Raw genomic sequence first — 22956 nt, 5'->3', positions numbered from 1 at the left:
AACGCACAGTGCACCGCGCACGCCACGCACAGGTGTTTCGCCCTCCTTCAAGGATGACGGTGTTGCGGGAGCTGGCTTCGTACTCGGGACGGTCACTCGAAAGTTCACACTGACCCGGGGTTTTGAACCGCGCTGGCCAGCTCAGGCACGCTCTAACCTGAGGCGGTGCGTTTGATCAGAGGAGCGATAGACGGCTCGTGGACATGGCGTGAACTCCCGAAAATTTCATTCAGGGTGTCCACTAAAACATGGAAACTGTCCCGCCTGCCTCGAATGATCTGTTAAGCAGCAGGATCGATGTTAGCTGCAATGATGCTGTTTACCAGCTCAAGGCCGCCCTCAATATCTTCGTGCCCTCTGAACCGAGAAACCTCCGCGTGACCATCCTCAAAGACGTCAATTTCGACGCGCTCCCCAACTACAGTAAGCGTTACAAGTACGGAATCGCTGCGATGACGCCCAAGGGCAAAGGGGAGCTTTGCAGAACACGATCACCAGTAGTGGCGACGCTTTCAAATTCGCGTGAACACCCATATGAAGAATGACCATGGGGTTAAGCGGCGGCGAAGCCATCCGCCTTGAACGATTGGCCGATGCTACGAAAGTTCCGGATACGAAATCGTCATATATCTGATTGATCCATTAAGAAAATAAAGAGCCGGCAAAGCCAGAACTGCATATGCCCAGCCCAGCGAGTTTGATGGCCTCGGATGTACAGGCACGAAAAGTACGAAAGCAGCAACCAGAGCAACAGTTGACACGATCCCGGTCAAAATTTCCCAAAGGCCTGATGCTTGCAAGCCACAATCACAATGAATACACCTGCCACGCCACCTCCTGAAATTTGGCCACAGAGGCAACGTGCATAACTCAAGATACCCGATGGAGAATGGTTTCTCGCAGTACGGGCAGTGTCTTTGCTGGCTCATCGTCTGCCTATATGGCCCGAAGCTTGGTGGACCCATATCGGGTACATGCATTCGATGTTCAGCTTTCGAAGTGGGCCCGTCAAGCGAGTTGATTATTCGGTTTGGCAGGCTTGCATGAGGATGTGAGAGGCTCGGACGGCCTGGGGCGACCTTGCATATCCCGCAGATCGAGGTATCGGCAAGATGCAAGGAGTCAAAGAGATCCAGAGCGGACCCCACCCCAGCCATCCCCTGCAAGCAGGGGAGGGAGAAAGGCCGGGCGCTGCGCCGCATGCATCAGGCGATCGACGTGTGCGGTTGCACGCTCACGTCCGCCGCCAGTCCTACCGACAGCAGGCTTTTTGCCTCGCTCTTCGCTCTTCGCTTCGGTTTTCGCAACCGCGCAGCGGTTGCGTACCGAGTGCGTGCCACCCTGGCTCGCTGCCCTACCCAGGCCCCTCTCCAGCGGCGAGCGGGTGGAGGATCAGCCCGGAGGGTGGTTCGCATGGATGCAAAACAGTTTGGCGTCAGTCCATGGATGGACTGTCGACAAACCCCGCAACCCGCACGCGGACCTTGCGGACGCCGTCAAGCCAGCGGCAACCGCAACCTCACCTCCAACCCACCACCCTCGGCGTTGGCCACGTCGATCGTGCCCCCATGCACCTGCACCACCCGTTGCACGATGGCCAATCCAAGGCCATGCCCCTCCGCCCGCGCCGCATTGCTGCCACGGAAGAACGGCCGAAACAGCAGCGCGAGTTCATTCGCCGGCACACCCGGCCCGTGATCGCGCACGCTGATCTCGGCAAACGACGAGTCAACACGCAGGGCCACCTCGATCCGACCACCTGCCGCGCTGAACTTGATCGCGTTGGCGAGCAGGTTGGCCACCGCCCGTTCCAGCAGCATCGCGTTGCCGGAAATTTTCGCGGAGTCGACGCCGGTCAGCTGCAATTCGACCCGCTGCGCATCCGCTTCCAGGCGCGACTGCTCGACGCCTTCATGCACCACCTCGGCGAGCTCCAGCAGCTCGCGCTCCATGCCGGGCAGGCCGCCCTCCATCCGCGACAGCGCCAGCATCTCGCCCAGCATCCGGTCGAGCCGGGCGATTTCCTGCTCGGCCTGGGCGAAGTAGGCGGCACCCTCCGGGCTGTCGCCGCCGCGCCGGGACAGGTCGAGGATCAGCTGCAATCGCGCCAGCGGCGAGCGCAGCTCGTGTGACAGATCCTGCAGCACGCCGCGCTCGTGCGCGACCAGTGCCTCGATCCGCCCGGCCATCACGTCGAAGTCGCCGGCGAGCTGGGCCAGCTCGTCATGCGCCAGCCCACCCTGGCGGCCGACCCGCGTCGACAGTTCGCCCTCGGCCATGCGCCGGGTCGCGCGGCGCAAAGCCTCGACCGGACGTGCCACGCTGCGCGCCACCCACCAGCCGACCAGGCCGATGAACAGCAGCGACAGCGCCAGCTGCATCGCCAGGTAGATCTTCTCGCGGGTCTGCGGCCGCAGGCGCACGTGCGAGTGGCTCATCGCCAGCAGCTGGCGGGCGTGGCCGTCGTTGCCGACGACCTGCTGGACGGCGACGTAGAAACCGGGCCGCGGCTGCATCACCACGCTGCGATCGGACGACAGCAACGCGGGCAGCTGCGAACGCACCGAGACGCCCAGGCGGATCGGGTAGAGCATCTCGCCGTGCTCGAACAGGGTGGCCTCCACACCCTGCTGACGCTGCTGGGCCACCCACGCGGCCAGCGCGTCGCGGCCGCCGCTTTCATAGGCCTGGTCGGCGTCCTGCGCCAGCGCGGCCCAGTTGATTTCGATGCTGGTGGTGAACTCGATGAAGCGGCGGGCGAACAGTCCGCCCAGCGCCAGCACCAGCAGGTTGGCTACGCAGAACCAGACCAGCAATCGCCAGTACAGCGAAGTGCGCATCGGCTTCATGGCGCGGCCGCCACCAGCACGTAGCCGGAGCCGCGCACCGCGTCGATCCGCGGCGCGTCGGGCGATGCGTCGGCCAGCTTGTGGCGCAGGCGGCTGACGTGTACGTCGATGCTGCGGTCGAAGCGCTCGATTTCGCGACCCAGCGCCTGCCGGGTCAGGCTGGCCTTGTCGACCAGTTCGCCGGCGCGCTGCGCCAGGCCCAGCAGCAACAGGAACTCGGCACCGGTGAGCACCAGGTCCTGCCCGCCGACCTGGGCGCGGCGCTCGCCCGGAAACAGCTGCAGGTTGCCGACCTGCAGCGTGCCGGACACCGGTGGCGCGTTGCGGCGCAGTTGCGCGCGCACCCGCGCCAGCAGTTCACGTGGCAGGCAGGGCTTGGCCAGGTAATCGTCAGCGCCCAGCTCCAGCCCGATCACCCGGTCCACCGGCTCGCCCCGCGCGGACAGCATGATCACCGGCAAGCGGTGCTGCATGCGCAGCTCGCGCAGGGTTTCCAGGCCGTCGCGACCGGGCATCATCACGTCGAGGATCAGCAGGTCGGGCCGCTCGGCAGCGTTGCGCAGGCGGGCCAGCGCGGCGTCGCCGTCGTGGGCGAGATCCACCACGAAGCCCTCGCGCTGCAGGTACTCCGCCAGCAGCCGGCACAGCGCGCGGTCGTCATCGACAATCAGGATGCGAGGGGGATTCGGAGTTTGCATGGCCGCCATTCAATGGGATGGCCCGGTCGGGACACCACGTTCTTTACCGATCTTTACCTGTCCGCAAAGAACATATACGCAGCGGTGTCGTCAAATGATGGCGTACAAACTCCCCACCACAGAGGTACACGTCATGCGCAAGAACACCCTCCTCGGCCTGGCCCTGGCCTCGGCACTGGCCATCGGCAGCTCCGTCGCACTGGCCGCGCCCGCTGGCGGCGCAGGACATGGCGACTTCGGCCATGGGCGCCACCATCATCGGGGCGACGGCCAGATGATGATGCTGGGCAAGCTGAACCTCAGCGACGCGCAGAAGGCCAGCGTCAAGCAGATCATCCGCAGCAGCCGCGAGCAGAACAAGTCCTCGCGCGACGCCCTGCGGCAACAGCGCAGCGCCTTCGAATCGATGACGCCGAACCAGGTCGGCTACCAGGCCGCCGCTTCCCGGCTGGCCCAGGCCGAAGGCCAGGCCGCCCAGCAGCGGGTGCAGCAGATGGCCAACCTGCGGGCGCAGATCTACGCGCTGCTGACCCCGGCGCAGCAGGCGCAGGCAGCCACGCTCAAGGCGCAGGCGCAGGCCCGCCGCGCCCAGTGGAAGCAGTTCCGGGCGGAGCACCCGCAGCCGTCAGCCGGGTAAGTGATCGGCGACCGACCGGTCGCGCAAATGGAAGAAGCCCGGACTGGTCCGGGCTTCTTCATGGACGCGGCGTGCAGACGACCTCCGCGCAATCATCCTTCGACTTCGCTGCGCCACGCCCGGAGTGAACCGAGACTCCCGCTCTTCGCGGCCTTCGTCGGGAATGCCTATTTTTTCTTCGGCAGATACAGATCGGTGATGGTGCCTTCGTAGACTTCCGCGGCCATGCCCACCGACTCGCCCAGGGTGGGATGCGGGTGGATGGTGAGCGCGATGTCGGCTGCCTCGCTGCCCATCTCGATCGCCAGCGCCAGTTCGGAGATCAGGTCACCCGCGTGCACGCCCACGATACCGGCGCCCACGATGCGATGGGTTTCCTCGTCGAAGATCAGCTTGGTGAAGCCTTCGGTGCGGTCGATGCCGATGGCGCGGCCCGAGGCCGCCCACGGGAACTTGCCCACGCCGACCTTCAGGCCCTTTTCCTTCGCCTCGCGCTCGGTCACGCCGACCCAGGCGATCTCCGGATCGGTGTAGGCCACCGACGGGATCACCCGCGCGTCGAAGTGGCTCTTCAGCCCGGCCACCGCCTGCGCCGCCACGTGCGCTTCGTGGGTGGCCTTGTGCGCCAGCATCGGCTGGCCGACCAGGTCGCCGATGGCGTAGATGTGCGGCACGTTGGTGCGCATCTGCGTGTCGACGTTGATGAAGCCGCGTTCGGTCACCGCGACGCCGGCCTTGTCCGCGCCGATCTTGCCGCCGTTCGGCGAGCGGCCCACCGCGACCAGCACGCGGTCGAACAGCGTGGTCTCGGGAATGCTGTCGCCTTCGTAGCCGACCTCGATGCCTTTCTTGGTGGCCTTGGCGCTGACCACCTTGGTCTTCAGGTGCACGCCCTTGAGCTTGCCGCCCAGGCGCTTGGCCAGCGGCTTGATCAGGTCGGCGTCCGCACCCGGGATCAGCTGGTCCATGAACTCGACCACGGTCACCGCGCTGCCCAGCGCCGAATACACCGTGGCCATCTCCAGGCCGATGATGCCGCCGCCGACGACCAGCAGGTTCTTCGGCACATCCTTCAGTTCCAGCGCGCCAGTGGAGTCCACCACGCGCTCGTCGTCCCACGGGAACGCCGGCAGCTTCACCGACTGCGAACCGGCGGCGATGATCGCGTGCTCGAAGCGGATCAGCTTCGTGCCTTCGGCCGTCCGGACTTCCATTTCATGCGGCGACACGAACATGCCGGTGCCCGTCACGGTGCGCACCTTGCGCGCCCTGGCCATGCCGGCAAGGCCGCCGGTGAGCTGGCCGACCACCTTGGTCTTGAAGCTGCGCAGCTTGTCGAGGTCGATCTTCGGCGCGCCGAAGCTGACGCCGTGCGCGGACATCGCGGCGGCTTCGTCGATCACCGCCGCAGCATGCAGCAATGCCTTGGAGGGGATGCAGCCCACGTTGAGGCAGACGCCACCCAGGCTGTCGTAGCGTTCGACCAGCACGGTGTCGACGCCGAGGTCGGCGGCGCGGAATGCGGCGCTGTAGCCACCCGGACCGGAACCGAGCACGACCAGCTTGCATTCGATGTCGGCCTTGCGACCGGATGCCGCGGCAGCCTTCGGTGCCGATTCGCTCCCTCCCCTGCTCGCAGGGGAGGGCTGAGGAGGGGTGGCCGCCGGAACGGCGGCCGGCATCGGTGCAGCGGCCTCGGGCGCTTCCGCTTTCGCAGCCGGCGCCGCAGCCGTTTCACCAGCCACTTCCACCACGGCAATCACCGCCCCTTCGGAAACCTCGTCACCCACCTTCAACTTCACTTCCCTGATCACGCCGGCGGCGCTGGAGGGAATCTCCATGGTCGCCTTGTCCGACTCCAGCGTGATCAGGCTCTGTTCCTTCGCCACCGTGTCGCCGGCTTTCACCAGCACCTCGATCACCGGCACGTTGTCGTGGCCGCCGATGTCGGGAACCTTGATCTCGATCGTGTTCGCCATCGTCATCGCCTCCGTCAGAGCAGCAGCCGGCGGATGTCGCCGAGCTGGTTGGCGAGGAAGCTGGCGAAGCGCGCGGCGAGCGCACCGTCGATCACCCGGTGGTCGTACGACAGCGACAGCGGCAGCATCGTGCGCGGTGCGAATTCCTTGCCGTTCCACACCGGCTTCACCGCGGCCTTGGAGACGCCCAGGATGGCCACCTCCGGCGCATTGACGATCGGCGTGAAATACGTGCCGCCAATGCCGCCCAGCGAGCTGATCGAGAAGCAGCCACCGGACATTTCAGCCGGCCCCAGCTTCTTGTCACGCGCCTTCTTCGAGATCTCGCCCAGCTCGCGCGCCAGCTCGAGCAGGCCCTTCTTTTCGCAGTCGCGGATCACCGGCACCACCAGGCCGTCGGGCGTGTCCACCGCGATGCCGATGTGGAAATACTTTTTCAGGATCAGCTTCTCGCCCGATTCGTCGAGCGAGGCGTTGAACTGCGGGAACGCCTTCAGCGCGGCCACCACGGCCTTGATCTGGAATACCAGCGGACTGATCTTGAGGTCCTTGTTCTCGGCGCCCAGCTGCTTGCGGAACGCCTCCATCTCGGTGATGTCGGCGTCCTCGTGCTGGGTGACGTGGGGGATCATCGCCCAGTTGCGCGCGAGGTTCGCACCGGAAATCTTCTGGATGCGCGACAGCGGCTTCTCCTCGATCTCGCCGAACTTGGCGAAGTCGACCTTGGGCCACGGCAGCAGGCTGAGACCGCCGACCGAAGCGGCGGCGCCCGTCGACGGACGCGCGCCGGAGGCCAGCGCGTGCTTGACGTAGGCGCTGACGTCGTCGCGCTGGATGCGCCCGCCGCGGCCGCTGCCCTTGACCTGCTGGATGTCCACGCCAAGCTCGCGGGCGAAGGCGCGGATCGCCGGGCTGGCATAGGGCGCGTCGCCAGGCATCACCACGCGCGCATCGACCGGCGGGCGCACCTGTGGCGGCACGTCGCCCTCGGGGGCGATGCCCGGCTGCACGCCCTGGCCGGCTACTGGCGCGGGGGTCGGCTGAGCGGGGGCGGTTGGCTGAGCGGGGGCCTGAGCTCCCTCACCCCTGCCCTCGGCAATCGCTCCCTGCATTGCTCTACCTCCCGCATCCTTGCGGTCGTCTCCCGATACGGGAGAGGGGGACGCGGAGACGGCTGCGCCGTCGGCTTCAATCACGGCAATCACCGCACCCTCGGAAACCTCGTCGCCCACCTTGAGCTTCATCTCCTTCACCACGCCCGCAAACGGCGAGGGAACTTCCATCGTGGCCTTGTCCGACTCCAGCGTGATCAGGCTTTGTTCCTTCTCGACCCGGTCACCGACCTTCACCAGCACTTCGATGACGGGGACGTCGGCGTGGCCGATGTCGGGAACGCGGGCTTCTTTGAGGTCGGCCATGATGACTCCTGCTGGCGAGGGCGCGCCGCTCGGGGATGGCGGCTGCATACAAGACGTCAATCATAGCGAAGGGGCGTGCCTTGCGTATGCCGGATCGTGTAACTTCGGGCCTTCGCACCCCACCATGCGCCGGCGTATCCATGACCTTGAGCGGACGCGCCGTGCGCTTGCGTAGCCTAACCTGAGCCCATGTTCACGCCGCACCGCGCGGCACCGGAAGGAACCCATGCTGACGATACGCGACCTGTCCAAGACCTATGCCAACGGCGTCCGGGCGCTGCGCGGGGTGTCGCTCGACATTCCCGGCGGCATGTTCGGCCTGCTGGGCCCCAATGGCGCCGGCAAGTCTTCGCTGATGCGCACGATCGCCACGCTGCAGGACCCGGACGAGGGCACGATCAGGCTGGACGAGATGGACCTGCTGGCCGACAAGCAGGACACCCGGCGCCTGCTGGGCTACCTGCCGCAGGAATTCGGCGTGTACCCGAAGGTCTCGGCCGAGGCGATGCTGGATCACTTCGCCGTGCTCAAGGGCGTCACCGTGAAAGGCGAGCGGCGCGACCTGGTCGAAGCGCTGCTGCGCCAGGTCAACCTGTGGGACGTGCGCAAGCGCAAGCTGGGCACCTACTCCGGCGGCATGCGCCAGCGCTTCGGCATCGCCCAGGCGCTGATTGGCGAGCCCCGCCTGATCATCGTCGACGAACCCACCGCCGGACTCGACCCGGAGGAACGCAACCGCTTCCTCAACCTGCTGGCCGAACTGGGCGAGCGGATGGTGGTGATCCTGTCCACCCACATCGTTGAGGATGTCACCGACCTGTGCTCGCGCATGGCGATCATCGGCCAGGGCCAGGTGCTGCTGACCGGCGAACCGGGCGAGGCGATCCGCTCGCTGGAGGGCCGGGTCTGGCGCCGCAGCATCGACAAGAACCAGCTGGACGGCTATCGCGCCCGCATGAACATCCTGTCCACCCGCCTTGCCGGCGGCCGCACCCTGCTGCACGTGCTGGCCGACACGAAGCCGGAGGAAGGCTTCGAAGCGGTCGCACCGGACCTGGAGGACGTCTACTTCGGTCGCCTGCGGGCGCAGGCCACCGCCAAGGCCGCCTGAAGGCGCCCCGAATCCGCAGGGGCCACCTGCGTGCGATGTTCCGTCCGATGGAGGACATCGCGCACACGGCGTCCTTGCAGCAGCCAGGATCACCCATGTTCTTCGAAATACTCCGCTTCGAGTTGCGCCAGCAGTTGAAGGCGCCGCTGTTCTGGATCGTCGCCGCCGCGTTCGGCGCGCTGGCCTTCGCGCTTTCCAGCACCGACATGGTGGTTGCCGGAGGCGCCAGCGGCAACGTGCTGCGCAATGCGCCGCTGGTGATCGTGCGCCTGCTGGGCGTGCTCACCGTGCTCAGCGTGTTCCTGATCACCATCTTCGTGGCCGGCGCCGCCCTGCGTGATTTCGACAACCGCACCTCGGAGCTGTTTTTCAGCACGCCGATGAGTCGCGGCGCCTACCTGGGCGGCCGCTTCGCCGCGGGCTACCTGGCCGCGCTGGCGATCATGCTGGTGTGTGCCCTCGGGCTGGCGCTGGGCGCCGCGATGCCGTGGATCGACGCGGCGCGACTGGGCCCGGCCAGCTGGTACGGCTATGCGTGGTCGCTGGGCGTGATGGTGATCCCGAACATGCTGTTCATCGCCGCGCTGCTGTTCCTGCTGGCCACCACCACGCGTTCGCTGCTGGCCACCTATATCGGGGTGATCGCGTATTTCGTGCTGTCGGGCGTCACCGGCTATCTCAGCCGGGACATCGACAGCCACACCATCGCCGCGATGCTGGACCCGTTCGGTGGCCGCACGCTGGGCATCGTCACCCGCTACTGGTCACCCGACCAGAGCAACCATCTGCTGCCCGCTCTGGACGGCGTGCTGCTGTTCAACCGTCTGCTGTGGATCGGCGTGGCGGTCGTGCTGTTCGTGGCGGCCTACTGGCTGTTCCGGCCGAATCGCGAGGGCCTGCAGCTGCCGCGCCGCAAGAAGCGCGCCGAACCGCCGATGCTGCGCCCGCCGGCCAGCGGCGCCGCGCTGACCCTGCCCCGGGTGAGCATCGGCCGCGGCTGGCGTATCCACCTGCAGCAGCTGCGCGCCCAGTTCCTGTTCGACACGCTCGGCGTGGTGCGTGGCGTGGCCCTGCTGGTGCTGCTGGCGCTGTCGCTGGTGCTGATGCTGGTGTCGCTGGTTTCGTCCGGGCTGATCTACGGCACGCCGGTGTGGCCGGTGACACACCAGGTGCTCACCGCGATCAACGGCAGCTTCAGCCTGCCGCTGATCATCATCGTGATCTTCTATGCCGGCGAGCTGGTCTGGCGCGAGCGCAGCCAGCACTCCGCCGAAGTCACGGACGCCTTCCCGGTGCCGGACTGGGTACCGCTGCTGGCGAAGTTCGGCGCCCTGCTGACCATCATCGTGCTGATGCTGCTGATCGGCGCGGTGGTCGGCATCGTCTGGCAGCTGGCGCACGGCTACACGCACCTGGAGCCGGGCCTGTACCTGGGCATGCTGGCGCTGAACGCGATTCCGTTCGTGCTGATCGCGGTGCTGGCGCTGTTCCTGCAGGTGATGTCCAACAACAAGTTCCTGGGCTACCTGCTGACCATCCTGTGGGTGGCGGCCAGCTCGATCGGCTTCGGCCTGCTGCACTGGGACCACAACCTGTACAACTACGGCAGCGGTCCCAGCGTGCCGTATTCGGACATGAACGGCTTCGGCCATTTCCTCACCGGTGCACTGTGGTTCGACGGCTACTGGGCCTGCCTGGCGGTGGTCATGCTGGTGCTGGCTGCGCTGTTCTGGGCGCGCGGCACCGACGATGCGTGGCGCGACCGCCTGCGCGAAGCCCGCGCCCGCCTGCATGCACCGGCCCTGATCGTGCTGGTGGTCGCCGCGCTGGGCTTCATCGGCACCGGCGGGTGGATCTACTGCAACACCAACGTGCTCAACACCTACCGCAACAGCACCGCGAAGACGGTGCAGCGCGCGGACTACGAGAAGAAGTACGCGAAGTACAAGGACGCCCCGCAACCGCGCATCACCGCGGTGAAGGCCGACGTGGACATCCATCCCTACCGGCGCAGGCTGGACATCCGCGCCCACTACACCCTGGTCAACAAATCCACCGCGCCGATCAGCGAGCTGTACGTGAACTTCACTGACGAGTTCACCGTGAAGTCGCTGCAGTTCGCCCCGCACGACACGGTCAGCGAGGACAAGGACCTGGGCTTCACCGTGTACCGCCTCAAGACGCCGCTGGCGCCGGGGGCGTCGATGGATTTCGACTTCAGCCTGGAATACGCGCCCAGGGGCTTCACCAACGACACCGGTGCCACCTTCCTGGTGCACAACGGCAGCTTCTTCAACAGCGGCATGCTGCCGCAGTTCGGTTACCAGACCGAGTACCAGCTCACCGATCGCAACGACCGGCGCAAGTACGGCCTGTCCGCCGAGGTGCCGCGGATGCCGAAGCTGGGTGACGAGAAGGCCCGCGCCAATACCTACATCAGCAACGATGCGGACTGGATCGACTTCGACACTACCGTCTCCACCGCCGCCGACCAGATCGCGCTGGCACCGGGCACGCTGCAGAAGGAATGGACGGCCAACGGTCGGCACTACTTCCACTACACCATGCAGCGGCCGATGCTGAACTTCTTCGCCTACCTGTCGGCGCGCTACTCGGTGAAGCACGTGCAGTGGAAGGGCGTGGACATCTCGGTCTACTACAACCCGGCGCACGCCTGGAACGTGGACCGGATGATCGAGAGCGCGAAGGACTCGCTGGACTACTACGACGCCAACTACACGCCGTACCAGTTCAAGCAGCTGCGCATCCTGGAGTTCCCCGGCTACGCCGCGTTCGCCCAGTCGTTCGCCAACACCATCCCGTTCTCCGAATCGATCGGCTTCATCGCCGACCTGCGCGACAAGTCGAAGATCGACTACGTCTACGACGTCACCGCCCACGAAGTGGCCCACCAGTGGTGGGCGCACCGGGTGATCGGCGCGAACATGCAGGGCTCGACCATGCTCAGCGAGTCGCTGGCGCAGTACTCGTCGCTGATGGTGATGAAGCACAAATACGGCGCCGACCAGATGCACAAGTTCCTGAAGTACGAACTGGATGCCTACCTGGTTGGCCGCGCGACCGAGAAGCTGGCCGAGGAGCCGCTGGCGAAGGTGGAGAACCAGCCGTACATCCACTATCGCAAGGGCTCGCTGGTCTTCTATGCGCTGCAGGACTACCTGGGCGAAGCGAAGCTCAACGGCATGCTCAAGCAGTTCCTGCTGGACAAGGGCTTCCAGCAGCCGCCCTACACCACTTCACAGGAGTTCATGGACGCGCTGGACAAGACCGCCGGGCCGCAGTGGAAATCGCTGCTGGACGACTTCTTCTGGAAGATCACCCTGTTCGACAACCGGCTCACCGATGCCCGTGCGAAGAAACTGCCGGACGGGAAATACGAAGTGACCCTGAAGCTGCACGCCGGCAAGGTCTACCTGGACGGCAGCGGCAAGGAAACCACGGCCAGCGCGGACATCCCGATCGAGATCGGCGTGTTCGCGGCCTCGCCCGGCGGCGGCCGGGACGGCAAGCCGCTGTACCTGGAGAAACGCCTGCTGAAGGACGGCGACAGCACGATCACCGTGGTGGTCGACGGCAAGCCCGCACTGGCCGGCGTCGATCCCTACAACGAGCTGATCGACAAGGTGTCCACCGACAATCGCCGCGGGGTGACCGTCGACTAGCGGTCAACCCGCGTGGCATCCCGCCGACGTCACGCCTGCCTCGGAGCAGGCCCGGGCAGGTCGCCACGCGTGATGGTCAGTTCGCGCTGCGGGAACGGGATACTGATGCCCGCGGCGTCGAAGTGCTCCTTGATCGCCCGCAGCAGGTCGGTCTGCACCGCCCAGAAGTCATCGGTGCCCGTCCACGCGCGAACCACCAGGTCCACCGAGCTCTCGCCGAGCCCGACTGTCCAAACCCCCGGCTCGGGATCTTGCAGGATGCGCGGGTCGACCTCGAACAGGCGGCGGATCTCGGCCATCGCCGCACCGATGTCATCCTTGTAGCCGATGCCGATCTTCAACTCGAACCGCCGCCGGCCGCGACGGTTGAAATTGACGATGGCGTCGCCCCCAACCTTGCCGTTCGGCACCACCGCCTCGCGTCCGTCCGGCAACAGCAGCAGGGTATGCATCAGGTTGATGCCCTGCACCGTGCCATCGATTCCGCCGGCGGTGACGTAATCGCCGACGCGGAATGGCCGGAAGATCACCAGCAACACACCCCACGCGAGGTTGCTCAGCGAGCCCTGCAGGGCCAGGCCGATGGCCAGGCCTCCGGCACCCAGCGCAGCAACCAGGGGCGCCGAGGGCACGCCGGCGCGGGTCAGGGCCATCACGATCAGCATCGCCACCAGCACGCCGTAGATCACGTTGCGCAGGAAGCCGCTGAGGGTGTCGTCCACATTCGCTCGCTGCAGCGCGCGGCGGCTGAAGTTGGCCATGCGCGCCGCCACCCAGATGCCGACCAGCAGGATCAGCAAGGCGAACAGCAGGTTCAGTCCCGCATGGATCACGCTGGCGGACAGCGCCTGGCCCAGCAGGTTGTCGAGGAAATCGTGCATTGCTTCGGTCCGGTCGGAAACGCCACCAGCCTAGCAAACCGCCGCAAAAGCCGCGTGACACGCACGCAGGCGGACGGATCGTGCCCGACAACTCCCCGACGCCGCGGGGACCTGCCTCAGAGCCGATCGTCCTCGATATCGGTGACCCTGCCGTCGACCAGGGTCACCACGGTGACGTGGCCATCGCGGCGGTAACGCCACTGCTCGCCACCCTCGTTGCGGTCGATCACCCGCACGCCGCCGCGGCGGCTGCCGTGGCTGCGCGACTTGTGCGCATGCGATTTCGAGCTTGGCTTGCCGAGCAGGTCCACCACCCGTTCGCGGCTGTCGCCGGCAACCAGCACCTGGTTGCCGACCCGCAAGGTACTGGACGCGTGCACGGCGGCACTGAAGGCGAACAACACAATGACTGGACGAATACGCATGACCTGCTCCCTGGTCGGTGGAATGTGCCGCCGCCAGGCGGACGGCGTTGCGCGATTCAGAATCCCGCCCCCGGCCGGGCCAGATAGTCCATCTCGTCGGCGGTGCTGGCGCGGCCAAGCACGGCGTTGCGATGGGGAAAGCGGCCGAAGCGCTCGATTACGTCGCGATGGCCTCGAGCATAGTCCAGAAAATTGTCGAAGCGGGCGACCTCACCGGGCGGTGCTTTGACCCTCAGCGCCTCGAACAATTCGACCGAACGCCGCTGGAGCGCGGGATTCTCCGCGTGCTCCAGCGGCAGGTAGGCGAACACGCGCCGGATGGCGGGAAGTTGGCGGTCATCACCACGGGACAGCCCCGACAATGCGACGCGCTGCGCCGCCGGATCGGTCGCCCAGGCGCGCGGGTCGTGGCGATACAGGTTGCGGGGAAACTGGTCGAGCAGGATCAGCAGCGCGAGCCAGCCTGACGGCGTGGCCGTCCAGCCGTCCAGCCGTCCGTTCGCGGCGTCCTGCACGGCGCCGCCGAATTGCGCGCGGATCTGCCCGTCGAAGTCGGCGCTGGCGGCAAACCAGTGCTCGGCGTGCGCTTCGGCGAACCAGAAGTCGAGAACATCGCTGGCGCTGGCCTGCATGATCCTTCCCTCAGGCAGTGGCGGGGCTTCCGACCATGCCCGCCAGCACGCGCACCATGCAAACACGCACCCGGTGCGCGGGTGTCATGGCCCGACCTGCAGCAGGTTCAGCGGCTGGCCGTCGCTGCCTCGCACGCCCTGCTGCAGCGAGGCAAGCCGGCGGATCGCCGGACACAGCGCCTCGACCTGCGGACGCAATACCTGCAACCGCGCCTGCAATCGCGGCTGCAGTTCGGTGGCCAGGTCGGCGGCGCGATCGCGCAGCGTGGCGGCGGCCTGCAGGTCGCCGGACAGCGCCGCGTTGATCGCCTGCTGGCCCAGGTCGGCCGCCAGCAGCGGCAACAGATCGCCGGCGATCTGGTTCATTGCCTGGTTGGCGGCATCGCCCTGCCAGTCGTGGGTGCTCTGGCTGACCGAGATGCGTCGTTTCAGCTCCGCCGCATGGGCGTCCAGCCGACGCTGGAACTCGGCCCGGGTATCGGCGCCCAGACCCATGCCGTCGGCCTCGCTGCGCAGGGCCTGCGCCGCGACGTCGACCCCGTTGCGGGCCACCGTGCGCACGCGCGGCGCCAGCTCGCGCAGCTCGCGCTCGAACAGCGTCAGCCGGTCCTGGCTCTCCGCGTTCAAGCTCACGCTGGCGCCATCGGTGCGCAGGGCGCCCTGCTGCAACTCGACATGGAACGGCGCCGGCGCAGGCCGGTCGAACAACAGGCTGTCAGGTTTCAGGGTGACGTCATAACTGCTGCTGGCATGGCAGGTCGCCGCCAGATCCTGCGCCTGCAGCGAACACGCACCCGACAACAGCAACAGAGAGGCGAAGCTTCGAAACGCACGCATGGGCATCAACCCGATCCCGGAAAACGGTTCCCTAGCGATAACTGCCCACGCAGCAACCCTCGCTGAATACCTTCGCCGGGAAAGTGCACGCACGTTCACGACCGGCTCCTTGCTCCCCGCATTGCCCTCAGGCGCCGTCCAGCGGAGTGAGCAGATTCAAGCCCCGGTCGGGCTGGCTGATGGCACCATCAGGCGAGGCGTCCGCGCTGGACAAGACCTGCCTCCCTCCGTCAAACCAGGGAATCGGCTGGCGCGGCCCCGGTATGTAGACCTCCCACTGGCCATAGTCGTCGGCTCGCGGGCCGATGCCAAACCCGATTGGCACCCTGACAAACCAGTTGTCGTCATCGACCCCACGCCCCGATGCGGGCAGATTGAAGGTCCATTTCCTGGCGGCTGCGATGGCCGCCTTGGCAAGAAGGGGGCGCCATCGCGCCAGTTGGCGCTCGTTGTCCAGCACACCCATGTTGACCTGTTCGGCCACGACCTCCTTTACTTCCCCCTGCCGCCCCACCCGCAGCAGCAGGTAGACCGTGCCTTCCACGCGAGCCCGTGCCGCCACTGCCGGATAAGCCGGCCAGGACATTTCCCGGATGCTGATCGACTGCCCCGGGCTGCCCTCGCCAAACTGGGCGCCGCTGATGCCGATGGAGAATTTGTCATCGCCCACGGGTTTGGCAACGACGCGAAAACTCATCTTCGCCTCGGCCGCCACCGGCGCGCCGTTCACCAGAACGGGCGCGAACTTCCATTGCCACACATTCCTCTCTATCAGGCTGCCCACGTCCTTCGGCACTTTTTCCGCGTGATCGATGACGTAGCTACGGACGCTGCCATCCGGCGCCACCACGATCGTCCCGGTGAGCAGCATGCTGGCCTGCATCCGCTTGCGCAGTGCGGTCGGGCCGGTAGCCAATGCGGCGACCGACAGCAAAGCGCAGGACAGCCCGATCAGAAATCGCTTCATCCGTGTTCCCCTGCAAGCCCTTGGAATACCGGAGCCGCCAACCATGGCAGGCACCTGACCTGCACGATTCGTCGGGAATACCCCCGGTGGAGTCAGGCGCCGCTCGGCGGCGTGAGCAGCTGCAGCCCGTCCCGATCGAGCTGATAGATGCCGTCGCCCGGCAGTGCATCGGCGCTGCCGGACAGCAGGCGCTTGCTATCGATCCACGGCACCAGTTCCTTCGGCCCGGGGACGTACGCCTGCCATTTCCCGTAGGTATCGACTTCGGGCTCGTCGAGAGTTTTCAGATGGTAGGCAACCGGCACGCGTGCAACCCAGTACGGCGCATTGACATATTCGCCCGAGGTCGGCGTATGGAAAGTCCACTTCCTGGCGGCCGCCAGCGCGGACTTCGCAAGCACATTGCGCCATTGCACCATGTCCCGGTCGCTGGCGATCACGGCCAGATTGACCTGTTCCGCCTCGGCATCCTCGACCTGCCCCTGCCGTCCCACTCGCAGCACCAGATAGACCGTACCGGTCACGCGCCCCTTGATGGCCTGCGGCGGATAGGTGGGCGGCACGCGATTCTGGTAGGTGACATGTTGACCGGGCACTTCCTGGCCGAAATGCGTGCCGTTGATGGCCAGTGAGTAGTTGCCATCGCCGATCGGTCTGGCAACCACCCGCAGGCTCATCTTTGCCCTGGCCGCCACCGGCTTGCCGGCGATCAGCACGGGCTCGAACTTCCATGCGGGAATGCTGCGGTTGACCAGGTTCATCGCCGCGGGGTCGACCTGGTCGGCGCGATCGATGGCGTAACTGCGCACGCTGCCGTCCGGCGCCACCACGATCGTCCCGGTGAGCAGCATGCTCGCCTGGACCCGCTTGCGCACGCCGCCCGGGCCCGACGCGAATGCCACGCCGCAAAGCAACAGACAGCACAACCCCGCCAGCCAGTTCTTCATCCCTTCCCCCGAAGCGGATCCGCGCAAGTGCCCGGCTGCAGTATCACCGACCGTCAGGGCCGGCGCGAGCGGAATTGCGTGCGCACGGCGGGCCGCCCCAGCTGCCAGGCCAGCCACAGCAGCGCGGGAATGGCCACCAGCTTCAGCGCGATGCCGACCTGCCAGGTGCGTTGTGCCCGCGCGATCATCCACAGCGCCATCTCGCCGAGTTGCGGCTGCGCCCGGGCGTGCTGGCGGGCGATCTCGAAGTCACCCGATTGCTGCAGCATCAGCACCGCGGTCACCAGCGACCACACCGCCAGCAGCAGCGCCAGCAGCTGCATCGCCGGCCGCGACCAGGCCTGGCGCAGGATGCAGCCGGCGCAGACCACGATGATCGCGACGGCCACGCCGAGATACAGGTAATCGGCATGCCGCAGGTATTGCACGAAGCCGATCGCGGCCAGCAACAGCAGGACCCAGGGGCCGATCGCCCAGGGCGCGAAGCGCCGGTTCGCCGCGCCGGCGACGTTCGGTGCCAGCGGCATCAGTGCGCCGCCTTCAGGGGAGCCAGATCGGCCAGTACCTGGGCCGAGTTCTGCAAATGGAACGCCGGGGCCGCCTTGCCCACCCGGGGCATGGCGGTGAACGCCGCTCCGTTCGTGGCGAGCAGCAGGGGCAACGCAAACGGGACAGCAAGACGACGCATGGACAGGAGTCTCCGAGCGGGTGTGCGCAATCGCTGCAGTTTACGCGCACGCAAAAGGAAGGGCGCCCATGGCGCCCTTCCGGATCAGGCCGTGGCCGTGATCAGAGCTGGCTGATGGTGAACTTGCCCACCGAAATGCCCAGGTTCACGCCCTCGCCGGTGCCGGCCAGAGCCAGCGACGTGGTGCCCTTGGTCAGTACCTGCGCGGTCGAGCTCTTGACCACGCCCGCTTCGGCGCCGGCCTGCGCATAGTCGCCGAAGACATCGGCGATGCCGTGCACCTTGCTGATCTCGCCCTTGCCGTTGTCAATGTGGTACTTGCCGGCCGTCAGGCCGCCGCCGACCACGGCGATCTTCACCTTGGCGCTCTGGCCGTTGCTGCAGGTGACCATGCCGGTGCCTTCGGCATGCTTGTAGATCAGCGACCAGCCCGACAGGTTGTAGACCAGATCGCATTTCACGCTCGCTTCGGCAGCCTGTGCGGAGCTCGTCGGCAGTACGGTCATCGCACCCGCGCAGGCCATTACCAGGGCAGCCAATCCAAAAGTACGCTTGATCATGAGGTCTCTCCTTCGAGTGTGCGGAACAGCGGTTGGTGCGCTTCCCGCGGCCAGCCTGGGTGGCACGGCCGTCGTGGATGCGGGTGGAACGAATCCTGTGCAGGGCGGCGTGACAGAGACGTGCAGACGAATGACCGTCCGTTCAGCTTTCGGCGGCATGCATGGACCGCCAGGCACGGCAGGCGGCGTGCGTCGCTTGGTTTCCACTCCCCACGCTCCTAGACTCGAAGGCCACGGCCCGATGGCCGCGCAGGCGCGAAGGGAAACGATGGTCAGGCACTCGCTGGTGGGTTACGACGGCTCGGACGTGTCACGACGGGCGTTCCAGTTCGCGATCGATCTGGCGCGCTGCTCCGGTGGCCGGGTTCGCGTGGTATCGGTGCTGCAGGTGACCGAAGGCGGCACCGACGTCTCGGCACTGATGATCGCCGACTCCGGCACCCGGCGGGCACAGGAACTGCTGCAGGAACTGGCCGCGGTGGTCCCCGATGCGGCCGACATGGTCGATGTGGAGCTGATCTACGGCAGCCCCGGCGACGTCCTGCTCAGCCAGGTCGAACAGCACGGCATCGATCACATCGTGATCGGACACACCGAGCGCGGCGCCCTGGCGCGATGGCTGCTGGGCTCGGTCTCCGGCAACGTGCTGGCACGCGCCCACGTGCCGGTCACCGTGGTGCGCTGACGGCGGGTCTTCGGCAGCCCCGCTAGTTTTTTGCCGCTGGCGGCGCGGCGCTGCGCGCGGCCGCCTCGATTTTGCGCTGCTTTTCCTGGGCGATCTTCAGGCTCTTCACGTCGACCGGGCGGATACCGGTGATGGTGCAGGGAAAGCTGTGGCGGCCGGTGAGCACCTTGTCGAAACCCACCGTCACCTGGTTGATGCTCGAGGTGAGCCCGATGGTGTTGGCGAACATCAGGTCCTGGCAGCCGCCGAGGTCGAGCAGGTACGCCTGGTTCGGCCGGGTATACACCGCCAGCTCGGTGTCGCTCAGCGGCTCCCACGAGTACAGGCTGAAGTAGCTGAAACTGCGCACCGGCGCGCCGGCCGCCGCAGCGTACGCCGCCTGCCGCTGCTGCATGCGCTGCGCGTACGGCACGCTGGAGCATCCTGCAGTCAACGCGGCCAGCGCCAGCGCGCCGGCGGGGATCAGCCATGACTTGTCCATGACGCCAACCTCATGTGGGATGCCTGTTGCCAGTAACGCGGCAGCGGTGTCGCGGATGACTCCGCCGGCTATTTCCCGGCGGACCTGCTCTTGCCCACGGCGGTCCACTTCGCGGGATCGAAGCCGGCCACTTCATAGACCAGGGTCTCTTTCTTCTCGCCATCGACCAGGGTGACGTCCATGCTGAGCTTCTTCGCCTTGCCGAGCATGGCGATGAACGCCTTGTCGTCGCGGATCATCAGCGCCGGCTCGCCGGTGGACGGCGCAAACGCCTTCACCGCCACCGTGCGCCCGTCGACGTGGGTGGCGATGCTGCAGTTGCCACGGCAGACGAAGCCGGGCTTGCTGCCATACAGGAACACGCTCTGGCCCCAGCTGGTATGCCGGCGCAGCACCAGCCGCACGCGGTCACCGCTGGCGGGCTGGCTGTTTTCGATGGTCGCGGTGGATTGCGTGCCGCCGGCCATCGGCGCCACCTGGTACAGCCACAGGCGTTCGAGCCGCTTCCTTTCGCTGGCCTCGGTGTAGCGCTTCTCGATCGCCGGCAGGGTCTGCTGCACTTCCTTCGCGGCGTCGCTGTCCGGGAAGCGCCTGACGATTTCCTTGCCCATCGTCACTGCCATCTCGTCGTTGTGGATGCGCAGCAACTGACGATACGCGTCGAGGTTGCGCACGGCGTCCGCATTCGCGGCTTGCGCCTGCTGCCGTGCGGCGTCTGGCGCCGCAGCCCCGCCCTGCGAGCAGGCGGCCAGCAGTGCGGCGAGACCGAACGCCATCACGGCGCGACAGGGAAGGGCGACATTCATCAGCGGCATACCTGGGGGGAACAGACGGCTAGCTTGTAACGATCCGTCGCTGCGGCGCAACCGGCCCGCGGTCGGGCGATCAGTCGGGCTGCCCGAAACGCTCGCGCAGTGCGGCGCGGTAACGCCGGCTGCAGGGAAGCCTGGTGCCGTCACGCATCTGCAGGCGCGCGTCGCCGGTTTCCAGCGGCTCGATCTCGACAAGATAGTCGAGGTTGGCGAAGTAGCCGCGATGCACCCGCACGAAGCGGGCCGGGTCCAGCCGCGCCTCGATCCCCGCCATGGTGGCCCGCAGCGGGTAGTCGCGACCGCGTACGCGCAGGTTCACGTAGTTGCCCGAAGCCTGCAGCCATTCGATCTCGTTGGCGTTGAGCAGGAATTCCTTGCCCAGCTTGCGCACCAGGAATCGTTCGGGGCGCTCGACCGGCTCCACCGGCGCGCCTTCGTCCGGCGCGGCCAGCAGTCGCGCCTCGCCCTGCTGGCGCAGCAGCCACAGCCGGTACAGCACCAGCGCGCCGACGATCACGAAATAGGTGCGCACATCCTTGAGGTATTCGTAGCCCGCATTCATCCACCATGAGGCGCCGAACGCGTCGTAATGCGCACCGGCGAGGGTGTAGCCCAGCTTCCGCAACACGTGCATCCCGCCCACGTGGATCAGGCTGAACGGCACGCTGAACAGCAGATGCAACGGCAGGTTGCGGCGCCAGGTGTCGAAGCGGATCGGCCAGCGCCGCTCCAGCGCGATCACCCCCGGCAACAGCGCCAGCAGCATCACCACGCTGCTCCACTCCCACAGCCAGGGTTCCCACGCCGCCGCGCCGGCGTGGTCGATGCCCGAGTTGATGCTGTTGAAGACGCCGTTGATCGCGAAGAACACCAGCCAGACCGCGACCTCGAACGGTCGCCGCCAGCGCTGGTAGATGTCGAAGCCGGGAGTCGTGCCCATCGGCCGGAGTTTACCGAAGTCGTCCCCGCCACTCGTCCCTGCCGGCCGCCGTTCGTCCCCAGGGCCCGTCAGGCGGTCACTTAGGACGGGACGGGCGGCGCGCGGCGACCCAGGCTGGGGCCACTTTCACACGGGAATGCCGCCATGAACCGCCGCCACGATATCGACGCACTGCGCGTCCTCGCCTTCGGCCTGCTGATCCTGTACCACGCCGCGATGTTGTACGTGGCCGGGGACGGCTGGGACTTCCACCTCAAGAGCAGCCACACCGCCGAATGGCTGCAGTACCCGATGCTGTTCCTGAACCGCTGGCGGATGGAGCTCTTGTTCCTGGTCTCCGGGCTGGCGGTGAACTTCATGCGCCGGCGCGGCAGCATCGGCCGGCTGGCCGGCAAGCGCAGCCTGCGCCTGCTGCTGCCGCTGGTGTTCGGCGTGCTGGTGGTGGTGCCGATCCAGCCGTACGTGCAGGGACTGTCGAACCATCTGGTCGAGCCCGGCTTCGGCCAGTTCCTGCTGCGCTACTGGAGCGGCGGCCCGTGGCCCGCGGGCGCGTTCACCGGCTGGCAGTACGGCTTCACCTGGAACCACCTGTGGTACCTGCCCTACCTGTGGGTATACACGATGCTGCTGCTGGCCCTGCTGCCGTTGCTGGAGTCGCGGGCGGGCCAGCGCCTGCGCAACGCCTGCCTGAAGTTGCGCGGCACGCGCCTGCTGCTGTTGCCTGCCCTGCCGCTGCTGCTGTGGGGTTCCCTGCTGGCCGGCCGCTACCCGGTGACCGGCGCGCTGTGGGGCGACTGGTACGCCCATGCGATCTACGCCACGGTGTTCGTGTATGGCTACCTGCTGGGCACCGACACCGGCATCTGGGCCGAACTGGCGCGGCTGCGCCGGGCCTCGCTGCCACTGGCGCTGGGCTGCTTCGCGTTCTACCTGCTGGGCATCGAGACCCTGCCGGACGATGCCGCCCCGCCCCTGGTGCTGGCGGTGCGGGCGCTGCATTACCTGTACCTGTGGAGCGCGATCGTGGCCGTGCTGGGCTGGGGTCACGCGTATCTCAACCGCCCGTTCCGCTGGCTGCCGTATGCGCGCGAGGCGGTGTATCCGTGGTACGTGCTGCACCAGAGCCTGCTGTTGCTGTTCGCCTGGCAGCTGATGCCGCTGGGGCTGGGGCCGGTGATCGAACCCGCCCTGATCGTGCTGGCCACGGTGGGCGGTTGTGCGCTGCTGCACGAGTTCGTGATACGCCGGAGCCGCTGGCTGCGGCCCTTGTTCGGCCTGGATGCGCCGGCGCGCGCGGCATCACCGCGGGCCATCCCGGCCAGCGTGGCCGACGACCTTGCCTGAGCTTCAGTTCTCGCTGGCCATGATCGAGTCGAGGTGCTCTACCCGCACGATCTGGTCGAGCCAGACCTGGCGCCTCCACTCCGGCACGTCCGGCCGTTCGAGCTGCACGGTGGCATTGATGCCTTCGCGCTCCTGGGCATCTCGGAACACCTGCACGTTCGGCCGCGTGCTGACCACGCCGTCGCAGCTGCTGCCGTCCTTCAGCAGCAGCACCACGTGGCCGTTGGCGGGCAACTCATCCACCAGTGATTCCAGCTGCCGGATGCTGGCATGGTCGGTGTAGACATGTTTTGCCTGGCGGCCCATGGGACTGTCCTTCGGCTCGGTAGTGGGCAGGACGCTAGGCCGGAACATGGCAAGGGCGCGTCAAGATCGGCCGTCT

The 22956-nt window shown here is 66.8% G+C and carries 23 protein-coding genes; 6 read left to right on the top strand and 17 right to left on the bottom strand.

From position 1 onward, the window contains the following. Nucleotides 1-248 precede the first annotated feature (248 nt). Nucleotides 249-545, top strand: a complete 297-nt coding sequence (locus ABNK63_RS02465) for a hypothetical protein (protein WP_157582045.1) — start codon at nt 249-251, stop codon at nt 543-545. A gap of 951 nt (nt 546-1496) precedes the next feature. Here the strand turns inward: ABNK63_RS02465 and ABNK63_RS02460 are convergent. Then, nucleotides 1497-2849: a HAMP domain-containing sensor histidine kinase gene (locus ABNK63_RS02460; RefSeq protein WP_007807420.1), complete on the bottom strand. Its 1353-nt coding sequence runs from the start codon at nt 2847-2849 to the stop codon at nt 1497-1499. Then, complete coding sequence (locus tag ABNK63_RS02455; protein ID WP_350016599.1) at nt 2846-3547, bottom strand: response regulator transcription factor; 702 nt, start codon at nt 3545-3547, stop codon at nt 2846-2848. The genes ABNK63_RS02460 and ABNK63_RS02455 overlap by 4 nt, the downstream gene beginning before the upstream one ends. Before the next feature lie 133 nt (nt 3548-3680). Between ABNK63_RS02455 and ABNK63_RS02450 the strand changes: the two genes are divergently transcribed. Beyond that, nucleotides 3681-4184, top strand: a complete 504-nt coding sequence (locus ABNK63_RS02450) for a Spy/CpxP family protein refolding chaperone (RefSeq protein ID WP_007807422.1) — start codon at nt 3681-3683, stop codon at nt 4182-4184. Nucleotides 4185-4351: 167 nt separating this feature from the next. Here the strand turns inward: ABNK63_RS02450 and lpdA are convergent, their stop codons facing one another. Both lpdA and aceF read right to left on the bottom strand, forming a co-directional pair. After that, the gene (gene lpdA, locus ABNK63_RS02445) at nt 4352-6163 is read right to left on the bottom strand and encodes a dihydrolipoyl dehydrogenase (protein ID WP_007807423.1); all 1812 of its coding nucleotides are present in this window, start codon (nt 6161-6163) and stop codon (nt 4352-4354) included. A gap of 14 nt (nt 6164-6177) precedes the next feature. Beyond that, complete coding sequence (aceF, locus tag ABNK63_RS02440; protein WP_350016598.1) at nt 6178-7581, bottom strand: dihydrolipoyllysine-residue acetyltransferase; 1404 nt, start codon at nt 7579-7581, stop codon at nt 6178-6180. A gap of 226 nt (nt 7582-7807) precedes the next feature. Between aceF and ABNK63_RS02435 the strand changes: the two genes are divergently transcribed. Next, entirely contained in the window at nt 7808-8692 is an 885-nt protein-coding gene (locus ABNK63_RS02435) for an ABC transporter ATP-binding protein (RefSeq protein WP_007807425.1), read from the top strand. 95 nt (nt 8693-8787) lie between these two features. After that, nucleotides 8788-12375, top strand: a complete 3588-nt coding sequence (locus ABNK63_RS02430) for a M1 family aminopeptidase (protein WP_350016597.1) — start codon at nt 8788-8790, stop codon at nt 12373-12375. A gap of 29 nt (nt 12376-12404) precedes the next feature. On the opposite strand, the gene ABNK63_RS02425 is transcribed toward ABNK63_RS02430, so the two are convergent. The 9 genes from ABNK63_RS02425 to ABNK63_RS02385 all read right to left on the bottom strand — a co-directional run bounded on the left by ABNK63_RS02425 (nt 12405) and on the right by ABNK63_RS02385 (nt 18312). Further along, nucleotides 12405-13256, bottom strand: coding sequence for a mechanosensitive ion channel domain-containing protein (locus ABNK63_RS02425; RefSeq protein ID WP_007807428.1), 852 nt, complete (start codon nt 13254-13256; stop codon nt 12405-12407). A 116-nt stretch (nt 13257-13372) separates the two neighbouring features. After that, nucleotides 13373-13681: a DUF2845 domain-containing protein gene (locus tag ABNK63_RS02420; protein WP_350016596.1), complete on the bottom strand. Its 309-nt coding sequence runs from the start codon at nt 13679-13681 to the stop codon at nt 13373-13375. Nucleotides 13682-13737: 56 nt separating this feature from the next. Beyond that, entirely contained in the window at nt 13738-14313 is a 576-nt protein-coding gene (locus tag ABNK63_RS02415; protein ID WP_350016595.1) for a DUF924 family protein, read from the bottom strand. Between the two features lie 84 nt (nt 14314-14397). Continuing rightward, nucleotides 14398-15156 carry a DUF2884 family protein gene (locus tag ABNK63_RS02410; protein ID WP_350016594.1) on the bottom strand — a complete coding sequence of 253 codons (759 nt, stop codon included), beginning with the start codon at nt 15154-15156 and terminating at the stop codon, nt 14398-14400. A 121-nt stretch (nt 15157-15277) separates the two neighbouring features. Next, nucleotides 15278-16117 carry an energy transducer TonB gene (locus ABNK63_RS02405; protein ID WP_007807436.1) on the bottom strand — a complete coding sequence of 280 codons (840 nt, stop codon included), beginning with the start codon at nt 16115-16117 and terminating at the stop codon, nt 15278-15280. Between the two features lie 92 nt (nt 16118-16209). Continuing rightward, nucleotides 16210-17064 (bottom strand): energy transducer TonB, encoded by an 855-nt coding sequence (locus ABNK63_RS02400; RefSeq protein WP_007807438.1) that lies wholly within the window; start codon nt 17062-17064, stop codon nt 16210-16212. Between the two features lie 53 nt (nt 17065-17117). Then, nucleotides 17118-17591 carry a hypothetical protein gene (locus ABNK63_RS02395; RefSeq protein WP_350016593.1) on the bottom strand — a complete coding sequence of 158 codons (474 nt, stop codon included), beginning with the start codon at nt 17589-17591 and terminating at the stop codon, nt 17118-17120. Then, nucleotides 17591-17752: a hypothetical protein gene (locus ABNK63_RS02390; protein ID WP_350016592.1), complete on the bottom strand. Its 162-nt coding sequence runs from the start codon at nt 17750-17752 to the stop codon at nt 17591-17593. Before ABNK63_RS02390 ends, ABNK63_RS02395 begins: the two co-directional genes overlap by 1 nt. Nucleotides 17753-17853: 101 nt before the next feature. Then, a complete protein-coding gene (locus ABNK63_RS02385) occupies nt 17854-18312 on the bottom strand; it encodes a hypothetical protein (RefSeq protein WP_040673132.1) in 459 nt (152 codons plus the stop codon). Nucleotides 18313-18580: 268 nt separating this feature from the next. Between ABNK63_RS02385 and ABNK63_RS02380 the strand changes: the two genes are divergently transcribed. Then, nucleotides 18581-18997 carry a universal stress protein gene (locus ABNK63_RS02380; protein ID WP_007807445.1) on the top strand — a complete coding sequence of 139 codons (417 nt, stop codon included), beginning with the start codon at nt 18581-18583 and terminating at the stop codon, nt 18995-18997. A gap of 22 nt (nt 18998-19019) precedes the next feature. Here ABNK63_RS02380 and ABNK63_RS02375 read toward each other — a convergent pair whose 3' ends face one another. The 3 genes from ABNK63_RS02375 to ABNK63_RS02365 form a co-directional block, all read right to left on the bottom strand. Further along, entirely contained in the window at nt 19020-19478 is a 459-nt protein-coding gene (locus ABNK63_RS02375; protein WP_350016591.1) for a DUF6491 family protein, read from the bottom strand. A 68-nt stretch (nt 19479-19546) separates the two neighbouring features. Further along, nucleotides 19547-20284, bottom strand: coding sequence for a hypothetical protein (locus ABNK63_RS02370; RefSeq protein ID WP_350016590.1), 738 nt, complete (start codon nt 20282-20284; stop codon nt 19547-19549). 79 nt (nt 20285-20363) lie between these two features. After that, a complete protein-coding gene (locus tag ABNK63_RS02365; RefSeq protein ID WP_350016589.1) occupies nt 20364-21230 on the bottom strand; it encodes a LytTR family DNA-binding domain-containing protein in 867 nt (288 codons plus the stop codon). A 144-nt stretch (nt 21231-21374) separates the two neighbouring features. On the opposite strand from ABNK63_RS02365, the gene ABNK63_RS02360 reads away from it, so the two are divergent. Then, complete coding sequence (locus ABNK63_RS02360; RefSeq protein ID WP_350016588.1) at nt 21375-22574, top strand: acyltransferase family protein; 1200 nt, start codon at nt 21375-21377, stop codon at nt 22572-22574. Nucleotides 22575-22577: 3 nt separating this feature from the next. On the opposite strand, the gene ABNK63_RS02355 is transcribed toward ABNK63_RS02360, so the two are convergent. Further along, on the bottom strand, nt 22578-22880 hold the full coding sequence (locus ABNK63_RS02355; RefSeq protein ID WP_350016587.1) for a DUF3247 family protein: 303 nt from the start codon (nt 22878-22880) through the stop codon (nt 22578-22580). Nucleotides 22881-22956: the final 76 nt, after the last annotated feature.

It is taken from the genome of Rhodanobacter sp. IGA1.0 (genome assembly GCF_040208325.1).
Taxonomy (GTDB): domain Bacteria; phylum Pseudomonadota; class Gammaproteobacteria; order Xanthomonadales; family Rhodanobacteraceae; genus Rhodanobacter; species Rhodanobacter spathiphylli.
Note: the sequence above shows the minus strand (reverse complement) of the source record. Positions and strands in the feature narration are given on the sequence as shown.